The following is an 18452-nucleotide window of genomic DNA, read 5'->3' as shown; positions in this document are numbered from 1 at the left end:
GAAGCGCGCATCCTACCAGATCGTGATTACGCGCTTCAGATCCTTGTATCCGTGCATGCCTTCATCCCGGAACCGCCAATTCCGGGCGACATGCATTAAAGGATCGGTTTGCCGCCTGTAACCGCGATGGTCGTGCCGGAGACATAGCTCGACAAGGGATCGGCCAGCATGACATAGGCCGTGGCCAATTCGGCCGGCTGGCCGGGCCTCTTCATAGGCACCTGCTTGCCGAAATTGCTGACGCTGTCTTCGGGCAGCGTCGAGGGAATGAGCGGCGTCCAGATCGGCCCCGGCGCCACAGCATTGGCGCGGATGCCCTTTTCGGCCAGAAGCTGGGCCAGTCCGGCAGTGAAATTCTGGATTGCGCCCTTTGTCGTCGCGTAGGCCAGCAGTGTCGGGTTCGGATTGTCGGAATTGATCGAGGCCGTGTTGATGATGGCGCTGCCGGGCTTCATATGGGCGACGGCCGCCTTGGTCAGGTAGAACATCGCATGGATGTTGACTTTGAAGGTCAGTTCCCACTCTTCGTCGCTGATCTCGTCGATGCTCTTGAAGCTTGCCTGGTGCGCGGCATTGTTGACGAGAATGTCGATACCGCCGAGCTCCTTGACCGCCGTCTCGACAATCTGTCGGCAATGGGCGGGATCCTGAATATCGCCGCTGACCAGCACGGCCTTGCGCCCGGCCTGTTCGACGAGCCGCTTCGTCTCGTCGGCATCCTCATCCTCGTCGAGATAAGAGATTACCAGGTCTGCGCCTTCCCGGGCATAGGCAATCGCCACTGCGCGGCCGATGCCGCTATCGCCGCCGGTAATGATCGCCCGCTTGCCCTTCAGCCGTTCGGATCCGCGATAGGTTTTTTCGCCATGGTCGGGAACCGGGTCCATCTGGGCGGTGAAACCCGGCATCGGCTGTTTCTGGGACGGGAAAGGGGGTGTCGGATAATGCGTCATTATAGCCTCCTTAGTTGAGGGACAAACTCAGGCTGCGGCTGGTTGTTCCAACGGCATTGCAGCCACATCGCTTTCCGAATAAAATGACCAGAAAATTGGTCACGGAGACAATATGATGGCACGTGTCAACCTGGCGGAAGCAAAAGCCCACCTGAGCGAGTTGCTCAATAGGGTGGAGGCCGGCGAAACCGTCGAGATATTGCGGCATGGCAAGCCGGTGGCGCAGCTCGTGCCGGTGAAGACGCCGAAACAACCGATCGATGTCGAACGGCTGAAAGCATTGACGGCCTCGATGAAGCCACCGGCCGAGCCGGTCGATTCCGCGACCTTCATTCGCGATCTGCGCGATACCGATCGTTATTGATGCTTTACATCGACACATCAGTCCTCGTCGCCGCATGGACGGTCGAAACCCGCACGGACGACGTGCAGCAATGGCTGGCGGAGCGTCGATCCGAGGAGATCGCCGTCAGCAGCTGGACGATAACCGAATTTTCAAGCGCCATCGGGCGCAAGGCGAGAAACGGACAGATCGATCCGGCCGATCGCAGCAAAGCTTTGGCGCTGTTCAAGGAACTATGTTCGACGACCTTCGAGTGCCTGCCGATATCGCGGGCGCACTTCATCGAAGCGGCGCGAATGATCGAACAGTTCAATATCGGTCTTCGTGCCGGTGATGCGCTGCATCTCGCCGTCGCAATCGATAGCGACGCCACGCTCGTCACGCTGGACAAGGGGCTGGCAAAAGCCTGCAGCCTCATCGGAGCGCGTCACCGCTTGTTATGAGGTCGGCGGTATCGGCGGATGCGGAAACCACGCAGTCTCCCGGTTCCACCGCCGCCACATTCGGACCGACGATCAACCTACAAAATGTTGCGATTTGCCACAGCGACCGCTGTACCATAGTAATGTAATATGGTCGCAGTGTTCATGAGGTGCATGAAATTGGACGGAAAGACATCGCCCGCAGTTTACTCCGAAGATGAGAGCCTTGTCGGCGAAGCCGGCGGCAAGAGCGCGCGCCGCGCCCGCGTCAGCGGCATCGACCGCGCTCTTCAGGTGATCGATCATCTCTATGAAACAGGATCGCCGGCCGGCGTCTATGCCATCGCCAAGGCGGTGAAGGCGCCGCTATCGACCGTCTACGTCATCGTCGACGACCTCGTCGAAAAGAATATGCTGACGCGCCAGGCGGATGGCTCGATCTGGCTCGGCGCCCGACTTTATCATTACGGGCTTGCCTATGCCCGGTCGCTGGATTTCATGAGTATCGCCACCCACGAAATGCACGATCTCTGTCGCCAGGCCGGCGAAACCGTGCAGGTCTGCGGCCGTGACGGCGATTACATGCTGGTGCTTGCCATGGCGGATGGCCCGAGCCACTTCCAGGTGGCGTCGCGCGTCGGCACCCGGGTGCCGCTCAACTGGACCGCATCGGGCCGCCTGCTCGTCGGCCATCTGCCCGAAGAGGAACGCATCGAGCTTTTCAAACGCTGCGCCCGCTCGTCGCCGACCGGCCGCGCCGAGATCGATCCGCGCACCCTATCGGAAGCGGCCGGCAAGGCCTTCGAGGCGCGCCTGTCGATCCAGGCCGGCGAATCCGATTATGCGGTCGCCTGCATCGCCTCGCCGATCTGCGATCGCGACGGCCAGTGCGTTGCCACCATTTCGATCGTGCTGCCGGAGCAGAAGGCCTTTTCCGACGAGAACCATTATACGGCGCAAGTGCGCAATTCTGCGGAGCGGATCGAAAAACTGATGGGTTGGCGCAACCGCTGACGTGAGCTCGGACACGATCCTTGAAGGATTGTCCTCTGACTGCATTGCATCTATATTGACGTCACTGACAGCATTTGGGGTCTGAATATGGCCGTTCTGACAGTTCGAAACGTGCCTGATGACGTGCATCGCGCATTGCGTGTCCGGGCGGCGATGCATGGCCGCAGCACCGAGGCGGAAGTTCGCGAAATCCTGCAAAATGCCGTAAAGCCCGAGCAGCGCATTCGCATGGGAGACGCTTTGGCTGAACTCGGCCGGCAATTGGCGCTGACCAATGATGATCTCGAGGTGCTTGATCAGCTGCGCGAAAGGGCGGCGGCGGAGCCCTTGAGATTTGAATGATCGTACTCGATACGAATGTGCTTTCCGAGACGATGAAACCGACGCCCAGTTTGGCTGTGCGCGCGTGGCTCAACGAGCAAGCCGCGGAAACGCTGTATTTGTCGAGTGTTACCTTGGCCGAATTGATGTTCGGCATCGGCGCCTTACCGGACGGTCGACGCAAAGCGGCCCTGACCGAGATGTTTGGCGGCTTACTAGCACTCTTTGGGGATCGGGTATTGCCATTCGACGTCGGAGCGGCCCGGCATTATGCCAACCTTGCCGTCAGAGCTAGAGCCTTTCATGTTTTGACGGAAGCATAGCCCGCATTTGAGAAGTAGTTGGCGCATTCCTCTGGCTTGATGGTGTCGGCGAGTAAGCCCAGATGGCGCCAGGTTTCCTCGATGGTTCGCTTTTGGGCCTGGCGCATCCAGTGCTTGATCTTGGCGAAGGCTTGTTCGATCGGATTAAGGTCGGGGGAATATTTTGGCAGGAACCAGAGCCTGGCGCCGACGGCCCTGATGGCGTCGCGGATGGCTTTGGCTTTGTGAGAGCCGAGATTATCGAGGATGACGATGTCGCCAGGTTTGAGGGTCGGGATCAACTGCTGGCGGACATAGGCGTGAAAGCATTCGCCATTGATGGGACCGTCAAAGACGCAGGGCGCAGTGAGCTTGTCGCAGCGTAGGGCGCCGAGGAAGGTCAGGGTGCGCCAGCGGCCATGCGGGGCAAAGCCGCGCAATCTTTTGCCCCTCGGCCCCCACCCGCGTAACGGCGCCATGTTGGTGCGGATCCAGGTCTCGTCGATAAAGACGAGCCGCTTCGGATCGAAGCGGTCTTGCCAGGCTTTCCAGCGGGCTCTGCGCCGGGCAATGTCGGCGCGGCCCTGCTCAAGGGCGAACAGCGTTTTTTTTAAAGCTCAAGCCCTCGCGGCGCATGAACTGCCAGATGGCATTGTGGGAGACGCTCACGCCACGGGCGGCCAACTCATCCTTCAGCCGATGTAGCGTCAGATGCGATGTCTGCTCGATCTGCTCGACGATGAAGGCGCGGTGCGGCTCCAGCACACGTCGGCGATGGCCGCCCATCTTGCCCGGTGACACACTGCCGGTGGCCCGATAACGCTGTGACCACTTCACCACGGATGAGACAGCTATGTCGAACCGCTCCGCCACCACCCGGCAGCTCTGACCGTCCACAACCGCTGCAACGACTCGCTCGCGAAGATCATTCGAATAGGGTCGCGTCATGGATGCTGGCCTCCATTCCAGCATCCATCATGAATCACAAATCTGCTGATTTGGGAATCCAGAACCGATTCCGATAAGCAATGAGCCGCTCTAGAACGAACGGCAAAGGCTTCCCGACGCCGGACGGATATATCGCCGCCATCGCCGCTTCGAAGGGCTTTGTTGTCGCGACACGCGATATAAGCCCCTTTGAGGCGGCGGGACTGACTGTCGTAAATCCCTGGAACCATCGATCACCTGAGGCCTCTCGGGAGAATTTATGATCGGACCCCGCCTCGCGGCGGATTCTATCTGTAGGAATAGCCGTGGCTGTGGCGCACCAGCCTGCGCGCCCGCGGCACGTAGCGGCTGGCGGCGACGGCCTCGCCACCAATCACCGCATAGCGTGGCTCGAACAGCTTGTTGAGCATCGAGACATCACCATTCGAATCCGTCGCCTCGAGTTCGGACTCGACGAGGTCGAAAACGGTGAATTCGGCTTGCGCGCCGACGGCAAGCCGGTTCTCCATCGGCAGCTTGATGACCGAGGCCGGCGCATGGGTGACTGCTTCCACGACCTTGTCGAAGGGCATGCCGACGCTCAGCAGCTTCGACATCGTCGTCGCCAGGTCCCAGACCGGAAAGTTCATCGAATGGCCGTGCAGGTCGGTCGAGATCGAGAACGGCAGAAGCCCGCGCGCGATCGCCGCTTCGGCGACCTTGAAGGAGAAGGAGGCGCCGCCATGGCCGATGTCGAGGCGGATGCCTTCGGAGGCGCAGCGCTCGGCGAGATTGAAAAGATCCTCGTCCTCCATGATGCTCGAACCGGCCTTCCCGTTGAAGCAATGGGTGACGACGTCGCCGGGGCCGAGAATTTCAAGCACTTCGTCATAAAGCGCCGGCGGCTCGCCGACATGGACCATCATCGGCACTTTCAGGATCTTGGCGATCTTCTTGCCGAGCTTGACGGGAGTGACACCCCAGGAGCCGGTGATGACGTGGCTGGCGCGCACCTTGATGCCGACGATGTGCTCGCTGTTTTCAGCGTAGACGTCGAGAATGCGGTCGAGATCGATATCTCTGATATCCCTGAGCTCGGCGACGCGGTTGCAGGCGACGAGGCCGATCGAGCCGAGGTTCAGGAAGGCCTTGATGCGCTCGCGTGAGGGCTCGATGATATACTCGCGGAAGCCATGGAAATTCGCCTCGCCGGCCGAACCGGCGTCGACCAGGGTGGTGACGCCGCGCTCGAGACCGCATTCGGACGGGCGGATGGAGATGTCGGTGCCGCCATGCCAGATGTGCACGTGCAGATCGATCCAGCCCGGCGAAATGAAAGCCCCCTTGCCGTCGATGCGTGTCACATCCTCAGCGGCTGGAAGCGATGGACCGATCCGGGCGATGCGGCCGTCGGCATTGACGAGAATGTCGATCACCCCCTCGGATGCGCCCGCACCGAAAGCCGTCGGTCTGACATTGGTGAGGAGAAGCGGCTTCTTCGCCTGGTCGCCCGACATGATCATATTTGCAAATTCCATAGTTATGACATGTTAATCCTTATAATAGGATAAAATCGAAGAGACTGCTGTCAAGAGAAATGAAGCGCAGCCAGCCGCACGGGAACGGCGGCAGCGCGCTCGTTCTCAGCCGCACTCGCCGTCAAGGAGCGGCAAATTTTTCGAGCGATTTCAATCCCGCAGGATCGAATATTCAAGCCGTTTGAGGTGGTCGCGATCGGCGATGGCTTCGATTGCCGCAATCCTGTCGTCGGCGATAGTAAACGCCACCACGACGCGGATCTGACCCGCGATGCGCACGACGAAGCCAAGCTCGCCGTCGACGATGGCGATCTCTGCCGCCTGCGCCCGGCCCTTGAACAACTCTGCCACTTCGGATGCGCCGCGTCTTTCGCCGAAGGCGCCGAAACGCGCTGCCGTCGCATCCAGGCGAAACACGACATCTGGGGCGAGCACGGCAATCAGCGCCTGCAGATCGCCGTTGCGCGAAGCCGTCAGAAAGGCCTCCGCAATCGTTCGCTTGCGGCCGAGATCGACATCCGGCGTCTCGTCCACACCCTGCACCCGGCGGCGGGCACGGCTCGCGAGCTGGCGGGCGGCGGCGGATGACCGGCCGATAATCGGCGCAATTTCGTCGAAGGGAAGATCGAACATGTCGTGCAGCACGAAGGCAACCCGTTCGGCAGGCGCCAGCGTCTGCAACACGACGAGCAGCGCCACGCCCACTGAATCGGCGAAGGCGGCGTCGCGTTCCGGATCCTTGGCCGGATCGGCGATCGCTGCATGGACCGATGTCTCCAGCGGCTCCTCGCGCCGGGTCTTGCGGGCACGCAGCATATCGAGGCAGATGCGCGCCACCACCGTCGTCAGCCAGCCGGCGAGATTGCCGACGTCAGTCCTATCCGCGCGGGTGAGCCGCAGCCAGGTCTCCTGAACCGCGTCTTCGGCCTCGCTGCGCGACCCCAGCATACGATAGGCGGCCGCCTTCAGATGCGCCCGGTTGGCTTCGAATTGATCGGCCAGCCAATTATTCTCGTTCATCCGTCACATTCCTTCGCTGCGTTCCGTCACATCAATGACGAATGAACCCGGGCCGGTGTGACAGCGCCGGCGGATCGTCGCACCCTAAACGCATCAAGGAGACATATCATGCAGGAGAGAATGGGAAATCCCGCCCTCGTGCTTCCAGAAGCCATGCAGGCGCTCAATGCACTCAGCAAGGTGCCGACCGAAACGGGCCTTTCGCCAAAGCTGCTCGAACTCGTCAATCTGCGCGCCAGCCAGATCAACGGCTGCAGCGTCTGCATCGATGGTCATTGGCGCATTGCCCGCAAACACGGCGAAACGGATGAGCGGCTCTTTGCCGTCGCCGGCTGGCGCGACGCCCCCTATTATAGCGAGGCTGAACGCGCCGCTCTCGCCTTGACCGAGGCGGTGACCCGCACCAGCGACCGCGCCGACCCGGTGCCTGACGAGATCTGGGACGAGGCGACCCGGCATTATGACGGCCGGAGCCTTGCGGCTCTCGTCATCGCCATCGCCAACATCAATGTCTGGAATCGGCTGAACATCGCAACCCGTCAGATCGCCGGCGCCTGGAAACCGTGATCGGCGATTGCCGGCAGCGTTTCACCCCACGCTGCCGGCGACCACACCTTTATTCAGCCCGGCAGCTCAGATGATGCCGCCGCCGCCGGCAACCGACGCCGGGCGCTCGGCCGCCACCTTTTTGCGGTAGCCGCTGGCGCGGTAGGCAGCAATCGGATCGATCGCGCCGCCGGCGCGGCGGCGGGCCTCGGCGAGGATCGGCTCGACATCGGCGCGATAGGCGCGCTTCAGCGTTTCTGACGCCATCAGCGCGTCATTGTCCTCTTGGTAGCCCACGAGGGCCTTGCGGTCGACGAGGAGCGCCTGCGCATAGGCGCGGCGGATTTCATTGGCGCTGTTGATCAGGCTCTCGATCGGATCGGTGACATTGTGCGACTGGTCGATCATATGGGCTGGGTTGAAATCGTTGACGCCGCGCTGTTCGGCATCCACCAGCTCGTTGAATACCAGGAACAGCCGGTAGGGATCGATGACGCCGGCATCGAGATCATCGTCGCCATATTTCGAATCGTTGAAGTGGAAACCGCCGAGTTTGCCGAACTGGATCAGGCGGGCGACAATCATCTCGATATTGGTGTTGGGCGCATGGTGGCCGAGATCGACGAGGCACTGGGCTTTGGGGCCGAGGGTCTGGGCGATCAGATAGTTGGTGCCCCAGTCCTGTACGATCGTCGAATAGAAGGCCGGCTCGTACATCTTGTGCTCGGAGAACAGCTTCCAGTCGTCGGGCAGCGCCTTGTAAATGTCAGCCATCGAGGCGAGGTAACGCTCGAAGGCCTTGGTGAAATTGCTCTGGCCGGGGAAGTTCGACCCATCGCCGATCCAGACTGTCAGCGCCTTGGAGCCGATCACTTTGCCGATCTCGATGCATTCGAGATTGTGCTCGACCGCCTGGGCGCGTGTTGCCGCGTCGGTGTGGCTAAGCGAGCCGTATTTGTAGGAATAAGTCTGCCCCGGCGCGTCGGAAAAGGTGTTCGAATTCATTGCGTCGAAGCCGAGGCCGAGCGCATCACCCTTGGCTTTCAAATCCCGTGCATCCGCTTTGTCCCAGGGAATATGCAGCGACACATTCGGCGTTGCCTGCGTCAGCTGATTGATGACGGCGCAATCGTCGAGCTTGTCGAAGATGCCGCGCGGTTCGCCGGTGCCGGGAAAGCGGGCGAAACGCGTGCCGCCGGTGCCCACGCCCCAGGAAGGAACGGCGACGAAGAACTCCGCCACCTTGCGTGTCACCGCCTCTATATCGACGCCGCGGCGATCAAGCGTCGCCCCCAGCGCCTCGTAATCGGCTTTCAGCGCGGCTGCCCGCTTGTCGTTTTCGCTCGCGACCAGATCCTGCGCGATCCTGAACTCGGCCATTTTTTCCTCCCGGTTCTGCAATTTCTACATTGGAACTGCCGTGCGGCCGCCCCTCATCCGCCTGCCGGCACCTTCTCCCCGTTCAGACGGGGAGAAGGGGATATGCCGCGCCGTCTCCGTCTCACTCCAACATTTCGTTGGGCAAGTCCCCTCTCCCCGTCTGAACGGGGGGAGGGTTAGGGCGAGGGGCAGACGCATCCGCCCCCAGTCAAAATCAGCGCGTAAAACTCTGAACGTTGCCGGCGTCGACGTTGATAATGTTGCCGGTCGATTTCGCCGACAGATCTGACGCCAGGAAGTAGACCGCCTCGGCGATATCTTCCGGGAAGACGTTGAGCTTCAGCATCGACCGCTTGCGGTAATGTTCCTCCAGCTCGTCGACCTCGATCTTCGAGGAGGCCGCACGCTGTTCACGCCACTCGCCGCTCCAGATCTTCGAACCGCGCAGCACCGCATCGGGGTTGACGGTGTTGACGCGTATGCCCGCATCCGCCCCCTCCAGCGCCAGGCAACGGGCGAGATGGATCTCGGCCGCTTTGGCGGTGCAATAGGCAGAGGCATTCGGCGAGGCGGCAAGGCCGTTTTTCGAGGCGACGAAGACGATGTTGCCGCCGAGCGCCTGACGGCGGAACAGGCGGAAGGCTTCGCGCGAGACGAGGAAATAGCCGGTCGCCAGAATATCGATATTGCGGTTCCACGTCGAAAGCTCGGTGGCTTCGATCGGCGCGGAGGAGGCAATGCCGGCATTCGAGACGAGGATATCGATGCCGCCGAATTCCACCGAGGCTTCGGCGAAGGAGGCGATCACCGCGTCTTCCTTGGTAACGTCGAGCTGGACGCTGCGCACGGAGTCGGCACCGTATTTCTTGACGAAATCGGCCTCTGTGCTTTCGAGTGCTGCCTGATCGATATCGGCAAGCACCACACAGGCGCCCTCGCCGACGAGGCGGGCGGCCGTCGCCCGGCCGATGCCGCCGGCGCCGCCGGTGACGAAGGCGACCTTGCCGGCAAGGCTCTTCGGCTTCGGCATGCGCTGCAGCTTCGCCTCTTCGAGCAGCCAATATTCGATGTCAAAGGCTTCCTGCTCCGGCAGTCCCTGATATTCCGAGACCGTCGAGGCGCCACGCATGACGTTGATGGCGTTGACGTAGAATTCGCTGGCAATGCGAGCCGTCGCCTTGTCGCGGGCAAAGGACAGCATGCCAACGCCCGGCACCAGGAAAATCACCGGATTGGCGTCGCGCATCGCCGGTGAATTGTCATGCTTGCAGTCGTTGTAATAGCGGGCGTAATCGGCGCGGTAATCTTCCAGAGCCTGGTCGAGGCCGGCGACAATCGCATCGACATCCGGCTTGGCCGGGTCGAAATCGACGATCAGCGGGCGGATCTTGGTGCGCAGGAAATGATCGGGGCAGCTGGTGCCGAGCGCGCCGAGCGGACGCAGTTCCTTGGAATTGACGAATTCGAGCACGGCGTCCTGATCGTCGAAATGGCCGAGCTTGCGCTCCTGCTTGCCGATGCGGCCGCGAATCTCGGGCATCAGGCGCGCGGCGACGGCGCGACGTTCGGCAACCGGCATGCTCTGCACGGCCGCGCCGCCGAAGATCATCTTGCCTTCGGTCTGGCCGGCAAACCACTCGATCGCCCTGTTGATGATATCGAGTGTCAGTTCGTAGCAGGTCTTGGCGTCGTTTGCCCAGGTGAAGAGACCATGGCTTTCGAGCACGACGCCCTTGGCGTTCGGATTCGCCTTGACGAAAGCTTCAAGATCGAGGCCGAGCTGGAAGCCAGGACGGCGCCAGGGCAGCCAGCCGATCTCGTCACCGAAGATCTGCTTGGTCAATTCCCTGGAGTTCTTCGATGCGGCGATTGCGATGATCGCGTCGGGATGCATGTGGTCGACATGGGTGAACGGCACGAAACCGTGCAGCGGCGTGTCGATCGAGGCGGCGCGGGCATTCAGGTTGAAGGTGCAATGCGGCAGGAAGCCGACCATGCGGTCTTCATCCTCGACACCCTTGTAGATGCCTTTCAGCGATTCCAGCTTATCCTGGTAGAGCGTGGCGAAACCGTCGAGCTTGATCGTGCCGACATCACCGCCCGAACCCTTGACCCAGAGCACCTTGACCTTGCCGCCGGTCAGCGGATCGGTTTCCATCACCTTGGCCGAGGTGTTGCCGCCGCCATAATTGGTGATGCGCTTGTCGGCACCGAGCAGATTGGAGCGATAGAGCAGCTTGCCGGGCTCATCGAGGCCTGCCGCATAACCATCATCCCACCGGTTTTCCAGAAGCCGGACGTTTGCCGCCATGTCATCCTCCCATATAGGCTTGCAAGGCGCCGCAATCCCAGCGCCCTTTCGCTCACGGTATCGCGCATCAAAAGCAGGGTTGTCAATCGAAAACGATCAAATTCGATTATTGTGCAGCGCAATATGAAAATTTATGATCGTTTGTGATTGACAGCCTCCAACGGATACGAAATAAATATGACAAGAGGAGGAGCCCAATGCACGAACGCGAACGCCATCGCATCATCTTAAGCGCCGTTCAGGAAAAGTCCGTCGTCACGATCCAGGACATTTCCGAGTTGACGGAAGCTTCTGAAGCGACGATCCGACGCGATATTGCGGCCCTTCATGTGCAGGGCAAGATCCGCCGCGTCCGCGGCGGCGCTGAAGCGGTGCATCCGCCGCAGCTCGGCAATCTTGCCGGCCGGCCCTTCAGGGTTTCAGAATCAGTCAACATCGATAAAAAACGCGCAGTTGCGCGCGCAGCCGTCGATCTCTGCGAGGCGGGTGACGCCATCATCATCAATGGCGGCACGACCACCTTCCAGATGGTGCATTACATGGCCGGTCACCGCATGCAGGTGATGACCAACTCTTTTGCCATCGCCGAACATCTGGTGAAGCATTCCAAGAACACGGTGACGGTGCCGGGCGGCGCGATCTATCGCGAACAGAGCCTCATCCTGTCGCCTTTCGACAATGACGCGATCCGCAATTTTTATGCGCGGCGCATGTTCATCGGCGCGCAGGGCGTCGGCCCGCTCGGCATCATGGAGGCGGATGCCCTCATCATCCAGAGCGAGCAGAAGCTGATGCACCAGGCCGACGAACTCGTCGTCATGGTCGATTCAAGCAAGTTCAATCGCCGGTCGAGCCTCATTCTCTGCGCGCTCGACCGCGTTTCTGCGATCATCACCGATGACGGGATTACCGACGAGGCGGCTCGCATGGTCGAGAATGCCGGCGTTCGGCTCGTCGTCGCCAGCCCGGTGGCGCAGCTTGCGAAGGAGGATTCCTCGTCGGTCGCAAGAGGCGCCGCCGAGGTGTGGACGTCTAATCTTAATGGGAGGAAAGTGACATGAAATTTGCAAAGACACTGGCGCTCGGCGCAGCGCTCGCCATCGCCATGATGGCTGGCACTGCCAGTGCCAAGGACATCAAGATCGGCCTTGTCGTGAAGTCGCTCGGCAACGGTTTCTTCGACGCCGCCAACAAGGGCGCCCAGGAAGCCGCCAAGGAACTCGGCGGCGTGGAAGTGATCTACACCGGCCCGACGTCGACGACGGCCGAAGGCCAGATCGAAGTCATCAATTCGCTGATCGCTCAGGGCGTCGACGCCATCGCCGTCTCGGCCAACGATCCGGACGCGCTCGTTCCGGCGCTGAAGAAGGCTACCCAGCGCGGCATCAAGGTCATTTCGTGGGATTCCGGTGTTGCACCCGAAGGCCGCATCCTGCAGCTCAACCCCTCGTCCAACGAGCTGATCGGCAAGATGTGCCTGACGCTCGCAAAGGACCATCTGGAAGGCGGCAAGGGCGACTTTGCCATCCTGTCGGCCACGACCACCTCGACCAACCAGAACATCTGGATCGACCAGATGAAGAAGCAGCTCAAGGATTTCCCGGGCCTCAACCTCGTCACCACGGTCTATGGCGACGACCTCTCGGACAAGTCCTATCGTGAAGCCGAAGGCCTGCTGAAGTCGAATCCGAACGTTAAGGTCATCGTCGCTCCGACGACGGTCGGCGTTCTCGCTGCTTCGAAGGTCGTCGAAGACAAGGGTCTCATTGGCAAGGTCTACGTCACTGGTCTCGGCCTGCCATCCGAAATGGCCGGCGCGATCAAGTCGGGCGCCACGAAGGAATTCGCCATCTGGAACCCGATCGATCTCGGCTACTCCGCAACCCAGATCGCCTATCGCCTCGTCAAGGGTGAGACCGACGGCAAGCCGGGCAGCGAAATTAACGCCGGCCGCATGGGCAAGATCAAGGTTGGGGACAACGGCGAAGCCGCCATGGCCGATCCCTTCGTCTACAATGCTTCGAACATCGACCAGTTCTCCAAGGTCTTCTGATCCGAAGCAGCTCTATAAAAGCCCGGCGGCCCGATAGCCGCCGGGATTTCTCATTCGACACTGGTAGAAGCCGATGAACGCCGCCTTTCAACAATCCGTCACGGACAGCAAAACCGGCGATGCCCCCGCCATTCTGGAAATGCGCGGCATCTCCCAGATCTTTCCTGGCGTGAAGGCGCTGGACAATGTCAGCATCGCACTCCATCCCGGCACGGTCACTGCACTGATCGGTGAAAACGGCGCCGGCAAGTCGACGCTCGTGAAGATCCTGACCGGCATCTACAGGCCGAACGAAGGCGAGATTCTGGTCGACTGCCGGACAGTGACCTTCGCCAGCGCCCAGGCCGCGATCGATGCCGGCGTCACCGCTATCCATCAGGAAACCGTGCTGTTCGACGAGTTGACGGTTGCCGAAAACATCTTCCTCGGCCATGCGCCGCGCACACGCTTTCGCACCATCGACTGGCAGGTGATGAACAGCCGCTCGAAGACGCTGCTGACCGCGCTCGAAAGCAATATCGATCCGACGATCCGGCTGAAGGACCTCTCGATCGCGCAGCGCCACTTGGTGGCGATCGCCCGCGCTTTGTCGATCGAGGCCCGCATCGTCATCATGGACGAGCCGACGGCCGCCCTTTCCCGCAAGGAGATCGACGATCTCTTCCGCATCATCAAGGGTCTGAAGGAACAGGGCAAGGCGATCCTGTTCATCAGCCATAAGTTCGACGAGCTTTACGAAATCGCCGACGATTTCGTTGTCTTCCGCGACGGCCGCGCCGTCGGCCAGGGCCGGCTGAAGGAAACGCCGCAGGACGAAATCGTCCGCATGATGGTCGGCCGCGACGTCGAAAACGTTTTTCCGAAGATCGAGGTTGCCATCGGCGGCCCGGTGCTCGAGGTCGAAAAATACAGCCACCGCACCGAGTTCCGCGACATTTCGCTGACGCTGCGCAAGGGCGAGATCCTCGGCATTTACGGCCTGATCGGCGCCGGCCGCTCGGAACTGGCGCAATCGCTCTTCGGCATCACCAAGCCGCTCTCGGGGCGGCTGACGCTCGAGGGCCGGGAAATTTCGATCAATTCGCCGCATGATGCGATCAGAGCCGGCATCGTCTACGTGCCGGAAGAGCGCGGCCGCCACGGCCTGGCGCTGCCGATGCCGATCTACCAGAACATGACGCTGCCGTCCTTGGCGCGCACCTCGCGGAAGGGGTTCCTGCAGGCGGCGGAAGAATTCGGGCTCGCCCGCAAATATGCCGAGCGGCTGGATCTGCGCGCCGCCGCCCTCTCCGTGCCGGTCGGCACGCTGTCGGGCGGCAACCAGCAGAAGGTCGTCATCGGCAAGTGGCTCGCCACCATGCCCAAGGTCATCATCCTCGATGAACCCACAAAGGGCATCGACATCGGTTCGAAGGCGGCCGTCCACGGCTTCATCAGCGAGCTTGCCGCAGAGGGCCTCTCGATCATCATGATCTCTTCCGAACTGCCCGAGATCATCGGCATGTCGGACCGGGTGCTTGTCATGAAGGAAGGTCTGTCCGCCGGGCTCTTCGAGCGCGATCAGCTTTCGCCGGAAGCGCTGGTGCGCGCGGCGACCGGAAATGCATGAGGTGATGAGCATGGCCAAACTGATCAAAAAACGCGAAACCCTGCTCTTTGCCATCATCGTGGTAATGATTGCCGTCTTCTCGACGCGGGCCGCCGATTTCGCCACACCGGACAATCTCGCCGGGATATTCAACGACACCGCGATCCTGATCATCCTGGCGCTTGCCCAGATGACAGTCATCCTGACGAAATCGATCGATCTCTCGGTTGCCGCCAACCTTGCCTTTAGCGGCATGGCAATCGCGATGATGAATGCGGCCTTTCCGGGCCTGCCGCTGATCGTGCTGATTCTTGCGGCGGTGGTGATCGGCGCGGCCCTTGGCACCATCAACGGCTTCCTCGTCTGGCGCCTTGAAATTCCGCCGATCGTCGTCACCCTCGGCACCCTCACCATTTATCGCGGCATGGCCTTCGTGCTCTCTGGTGGCGCCTGGGTGAACGCACACCAGATGACGCCGACCTTCCTCGCCGTTCCCCGCACGCCGATCCTCGGCCTGCCGGTGCTGAGCTGGGTTGCGATCATCATCGTCGCGCTGATGTACATGCTGCTGCGCTACAGCCCGTTCGGCCGCTCGGCCTATGCGACCGGCGGCAATCCGACGGCGGCCGTCTATGCCGGCATCGATACCGGCCGGACGAAATTCCTCGCTTTCGTGCTGTCGGGCGCGCTCGCCGGCCTTTCCAGCTATCTCTGGGTGTCGCGTTATGCCGTCGCCTATGTCGATATCGCCAACGGCTTCGAGCTCGACAGCGTTGCCGCCTGCGTCATCGGCGGCATCTCGATTGCCGGCGGCGTCGGCTCGGTCGCCGGCACGGTGCTCGGCGCGCTCTTCCTCGGCGTCATCAAGAACGCCCTGCCGGTCATCGGCATTTCCCCTTTCACGCAGATGGCAATCTCCGGAACCGTCATCATTCTCGCCGTCGCCTTCAATGCCCGGCGTGAGCGCAACCGGGGCCGCATCATCCTGCGCGACCGCGCCGCAGCCGAAATCAGAACGGAGGCCGCAGCATGAGCACCGTATCCACCCACGAAAAGCGCGTCATCCCCGACCGCCTCGGCACGCCCTTCCGCCGCATCGTCGCAAGCTGGGAAGTGCTGCTCTTCGGTGTCGCCGTCCTGATCTTCATCTTCAATTCCGTGGCCTCGCCCTACTTCCTCGATGCCTGGAACCTCTCGGACGCCACCTTCAACTTCACCGAAAAGGCGATGATCGCCTTCGCCATGGCGCTGCTCGTCATCTCTGGCGAAATCGACCTCTCCGTCGCCGCGATCATCGCGCTCGCCTCAACGGCGATGGGCGCGGCAGCCCAGCTCGGCGTCGGCACGCCGGGCCTGGTCGCGATCGGCATCGGCACCGGCCTCGCCTGCGGCATCTTCAACGGCGTGCTGGTCTCGGTGCTGAAACTGCCGTCGATCGTCGTCACCATCGGCACGATGAGCCTGTTCCGCGGCATTTCCTATATCGTGCTCGGCGACCAGGCCTACGGCAAGTACCCCGCCGATTTCGCCTATTTCGGCCAGGGCTACGTGTTCTGGGTGTTCTCCTTCGAATTCGTGCTGTTCATCGTGCTGGCGGTCCTCTTCGCCATCCTGCTGCATGCGACGAATTTCGGCCGGCAGGTCTATGCGATCGGCAACAATGATTTCGCCGCCCGCTTCTCCGGCATTCCGGTCGAGCGCGTCAAATTCATTCTCTTCCTGCTGACCGGCGTCATGAGCGGTGTTGCCGCCGTCTGCCTGACCTCGCGCCTCGGTTCGACCCGGCCGTCGATCGCGCAAGGGTGGGAGCTCGAAGTTGTCACCATGGTCGTGCTCGGCGGCATCTCGATCCTCGGCGGCTCCGGCACGATCGGCGGCGTCGTCATCGCCGCCTTCGTCATGGGCCTCGTCACCTTCGGCCTCGGCCTCTTGAACGTGCCCGGCATCGTCATGTCGATCTTCATCGGCCTGCTTCTGATCATCACCATCGCCATCCCGATCCTCGCCCGCCGCATCAAGCTCATGAGCTCCCGATGACCCTGGAAAAACACGCCTTCAAGATGCAGCTTAATCCCGGCATGGAAGCCGAATACCGCAAGCGGCATAACGAGATCTGGCCGGAACTGGTGGATCTCCTGCACCAGTCGGGCGCCAGCGACTATTCCATCCATCTCGACCGCGAGACCAATACGCTGTTCGGTGTTCTCACGCGGCCAACCGATCACACGATGGCGAGCTTGCCGGACCATCCGGTCATGAAGAAATGGTGGGCTCATATGGCCGACATCATGGCGACCAATCCGGATAATTCGCCCGTTCAAAGCGACCTCGTCACCCTCTTCCATATGCCATGACCGCCAGCTCCTACCGCCGCATCGCCGTCCTCGACATCGGCAAGACCAACGCCAAGGTCGTCGTGCTCGACAGCGCGACCGGTGCCGAAATTGCCGTCCTGAAGCGGCCGAACATTGCGATCAAGAACGGTCCCTACCCGCATTACGATATCGAGGCGCTCTGGTCCTTCGCCCTCGACGCGCTGAAGAGCCTTGCGCGGGAACCCGGCTTCGATGCCATCTCGATCACCACCCATGGCGCCGCAGCCGCGCTGCTCGACCGGGACGGTGCGCTCGCCATGCCGGTGATCGACTACGAACATGAATATCCGGAGGCGATCCGCGATGCCTATACGGCCTTGCGCCCCTCCTTCGGCGAAACCTTCTCGCCGCGCCTCGCGATGGGCCTCAATGTCGGCGCGCAGCTGCACTACCAGAAGAGCGCCTTTCCGGAAGACTTCGCCGAGGTCGCAACCATCCTCACCTATGCGCAATACTGGACGGCGCGACTGACCGGAGTCCCCGCCAATGAACTGACGTCGCTCGGCTGCCACACCGACCTCTGGAACCCGAAAACATCAAGCTATTCCTCGCTCGTCGACCGGCTCGGCATCCGCGATCTGATGGCGCCGATCCGTTCCGCCTTCGATGCGCTCGGCCCGGTCCTGCCCGAGATTGCCGCCGCGCTCGGGCTTTCAGCGCCGGTGCCGGTCTATTGCGGCATCCACGATTCCAACGCCTCGCTGCTGCCGCATCTGGTTCATCGCGAAGCGCCCTTCGCCGTCGTCTCCACTGGCACGTGGGTGATCAATTTCGGCGTCGGCGGCGAGCTCGACCATCTTGATCCGAGCCGCGATGCGCTTGCCAACGTCGACGCCTATGGCCGCACCGTTCCCTCCTCGCGTTTCATGGGCGGGCGGGAATTCGAAATTCTTTCGGCCGAGATCGGTCCGGTGGATGACGAGGCCGCCTGGGCTGCGATCGGTGCGGTGATCGGCAAGGGCATGATGCTGTTGCCCAACGTCGCCCCCGGCTCCGGACCCTTTCCCGGAAAGGCAAGCCGCTGGATCGGCGCGGAGGGAGCAGGCCGCGAGGCGCGTCATGCCGCTGCCTGTCTTTATCTGGCGCTGATGACCGATGCCTGCCTCGGGCTGATCGGCGCCAAGGGCCCTGTTGTCGTCGAAGGGCCTTTTGCCCTGAACGAACCCTATCTTAAGCTGCTCGCCGCCCTCGCCGGCCGTGTTGTCGTCGCCCATCCAGGCTCCACCGGCACCAGCCAGGGGGCTGCACTTCTGACTGGCATCCGGCCAGTCTCCGGTGCCGAGACACATGTTCCGCCGTCCGAAATTGCCGGGTTGAAGGTCTATCGGGATCGCTGGTTCGCGGAAATCGAATAGGAGC

18 protein-coding genes and 2 pseudogenes are annotated in these 18452 nt (G+C 61.6%); 14 read left to right on the top strand and 6 right to left on the bottom strand.

Features of this window, described 5'->3' with window-relative positions; genetic code table 11:
• Nucleotides 1-95: 95 nt before the first annotated feature.
• Entirely contained in the window at nt 96-953 is an 858-nt protein-coding gene (locus NMA58_RS28700; RefSeq protein WP_434714499.1) for an SDR family oxidoreductase, read from the bottom strand.
• A gap of 115 nt (nt 954-1068) precedes the next feature.
• Between NMA58_RS28700 and NMA58_RS28695 the strand changes: the two genes are divergently transcribed.
• The 5 genes and pseudogenes from NMA58_RS28695 to NMA58_RS28675 all read left to right on the top strand — a co-directional run.
• On the top strand, nt 1069-1317 hold the full coding sequence (locus NMA58_RS28695; RefSeq protein ID WP_434714498.1) for a type II toxin-antitoxin system Phd/YefM family antitoxin: 249 nt from the start codon (nt 1069-1071) through the stop codon (nt 1315-1317).
• Nucleotides 1317-1739, top strand: a complete 423-nt coding sequence (locus NMA58_RS28690) for a type II toxin-antitoxin system VapC family toxin (protein ID WP_434714497.1) — start codon at nt 1317-1319, stop codon at nt 1737-1739. The genes NMA58_RS28695 and NMA58_RS28690 overlap by 1 nt, the downstream gene beginning before the upstream one ends.
• A gap of 153 nt (nt 1740-1892) precedes the next feature.
• Entirely contained in the window at nt 1893-2732 is an 840-nt protein-coding gene (locus tag NMA58_RS28685; RefSeq protein ID WP_434714496.1) for an IclR family transcriptional regulator, read from the top strand.
• A gap of 87 nt (nt 2733-2819) precedes the next feature.
• Nucleotides 2820-3074, top strand: a complete 255-nt coding sequence (locus NMA58_RS28680) for a FitA-like ribbon-helix-helix domain-containing protein (RefSeq protein ID WP_430958853.1) — start codon at nt 2820-2822, stop codon at nt 3072-3074.
• Nucleotides 3071-3352, top strand: a pseudogene (locus tag NMA58_RS28675) (PIN domain-containing protein); the annotation flags it as partial. The gene NMA58_RS28680 and the pseudogene NMA58_RS28675, both read left to right, overlap by 4 nt.
• 2 nt (nt 3353-3354) lie before the next feature.
• Here the strand turns inward: NMA58_RS28675 and NMA58_RS28670 are convergent.
• Nucleotides 3355-4303, bottom strand: a protein-coding gene (locus NMA58_RS28670) for an IS630-like element ISRel6 family transposase (RefSeq protein ID WP_434710177.1) whose coding sequence is annotated in 2 segments (ribosomal slippage) — nt 3355-3966 and nt 3968-4303 — 948 coding nt in all. Because the reading frame shifts where the segments join, the coding sequence is not laid out codon by codon here.
• An 89-nt stretch (nt 4304-4392) separates the two neighbouring features.
• On the opposite strand from NMA58_RS28670, the pseudogene NMA58_RS28665 reads away from it, so the two are divergent.
• A pseudogene (locus NMA58_RS28665) lies at nt 4393-4566 on the top strand (VapC toxin family PIN domain ribonuclease); the annotation flags it as partial.
• 24 nt (nt 4567-4590) lie between these two features.
• Here NMA58_RS28665 and NMA58_RS28660 read toward each other — a convergent pair.
• A complete protein-coding gene (locus NMA58_RS28660) occupies nt 4591-5799 on the bottom strand; it encodes an amidohydrolase/deacetylase family metallohydrolase (protein WP_434714904.1) in 1209 nt (402 codons plus the stop codon).
• Between the two features lie 171 nt (nt 5800-5970).
• Nucleotides 5971-6840 (bottom strand): sigma-70 family RNA polymerase sigma factor, encoded by an 870-nt coding sequence (locus tag NMA58_RS28655; RefSeq protein ID WP_434714494.1) that lies wholly within the window; start codon nt 6838-6840, stop codon nt 5971-5973.
• A 108-nt stretch (nt 6841-6948) separates the two neighbouring features.
• Here NMA58_RS28655 and NMA58_RS28650 point away from each other — a divergent pair, with 108 nt between their 5' ends.
• Entirely contained in the window at nt 6949-7407 is a 459-nt protein-coding gene (locus NMA58_RS28650) for a carboxymuconolactone decarboxylase family protein (protein ID WP_184459035.1), read from the top strand.
• Between the two features lie 66 nt (nt 7408-7473).
• On the opposite strand, the gene rhaI is transcribed toward NMA58_RS28650, so the two are convergent.
• Together rhaI and NMA58_RS28640 are read right to left on the bottom strand one after the other, a co-directional pair.
• Nucleotides 7474-8766 (bottom strand): L-rhamnose catabolism isomerase, encoded by a 1293-nt coding sequence (rhaI, locus tag NMA58_RS28645; RefSeq protein WP_434714493.1) that lies wholly within the window; start codon nt 8764-8766, stop codon nt 7474-7476.
• Between the two features lie 214 nt (nt 8767-8980).
• Nucleotides 8981-11077, bottom strand: a complete 2097-nt coding sequence (locus NMA58_RS28640) for a bifunctional rhamnulose-1-phosphate aldolase/short-chain dehydrogenase (RefSeq protein ID WP_434714492.1) — start codon at nt 11075-11077, stop codon at nt 8981-8983.
• A gap of 197 nt (nt 11078-11274) precedes the next feature.
• Between NMA58_RS28640 and NMA58_RS28635 the strand changes: the two genes are divergently transcribed.
• The 7 genes from NMA58_RS28635 (at nt 11275) to NMA58_RS28605 (ending at nt 18448) form a co-directional block, all read left to right on the top strand.
• Nucleotides 11275-12138, top strand: a complete 864-nt coding sequence (locus tag NMA58_RS28635; protein WP_434714491.1) for a DeoR/GlpR family DNA-binding transcription regulator — start codon at nt 11275-11277, stop codon at nt 12136-12138.
• Entirely contained in the window at nt 12135-13130 is a 996-nt protein-coding gene (rhaS, locus tag NMA58_RS28630; RefSeq protein WP_434714489.1) for a rhamnose ABC transporter substrate-binding protein, read from the top strand. The genes NMA58_RS28635 and rhaS overlap by 4 nt, the downstream gene beginning before the upstream one ends.
• A 73-nt stretch (nt 13131-13203) precedes the next feature.
• The gene (locus NMA58_RS28625; RefSeq protein WP_434714487.1) at nt 13204-14739 is read left to right on the top strand and encodes a sugar ABC transporter ATP-binding protein; all 1536 of its coding nucleotides are present in this window, start codon (nt 13204-13206) and stop codon (nt 14737-14739) included.
• A gap of 10 nt (nt 14740-14749) precedes the next feature.
• Complete coding sequence (locus NMA58_RS28620) at nt 14750-15751, top strand: ABC transporter permease (protein ID WP_434714486.1); 1002 nt, start codon at nt 14750-14752, stop codon at nt 15749-15751.
• Nucleotides 15748-16755, top strand: a complete 1008-nt coding sequence (locus NMA58_RS28615) for an ABC transporter permease (RefSeq protein WP_434714485.1) — start codon at nt 15748-15750, stop codon at nt 16753-16755. Before NMA58_RS28620 ends, NMA58_RS28615 begins: the two co-directional genes overlap by 4 nt.
• Nucleotides 16752-17072 (top strand): L-rhamnose mutarotase, encoded by a 321-nt coding sequence (rhaM, locus tag NMA58_RS28610; protein ID WP_434714484.1) that lies wholly within the window; start codon nt 16752-16754, stop codon nt 17070-17072. Before NMA58_RS28615 ends, rhaM begins: the two co-directional genes overlap by 4 nt.
• On the top strand, nt 17069-18448 hold the full coding sequence (locus NMA58_RS28605; protein WP_434714482.1) for an FGGY-family carbohydrate kinase: 1380 nt from the start codon (nt 17069-17071) through the stop codon (nt 18446-18448). The genes rhaM and NMA58_RS28605 overlap by 4 nt, the downstream gene beginning before the upstream one ends.
• Nucleotides 18449-18452: the final 4 nt, after the last annotated feature.

This window comes from Rhizobium sp. YTUHZ045 (assembly GCF_051124255.1).
GTDB lineage: Bacteria > Pseudomonadota > Alphaproteobacteria > Rhizobiales > Rhizobiaceae > Rhizobium.
This window is presented reverse-complemented; position numbering and strand designations above follow the sequence as displayed.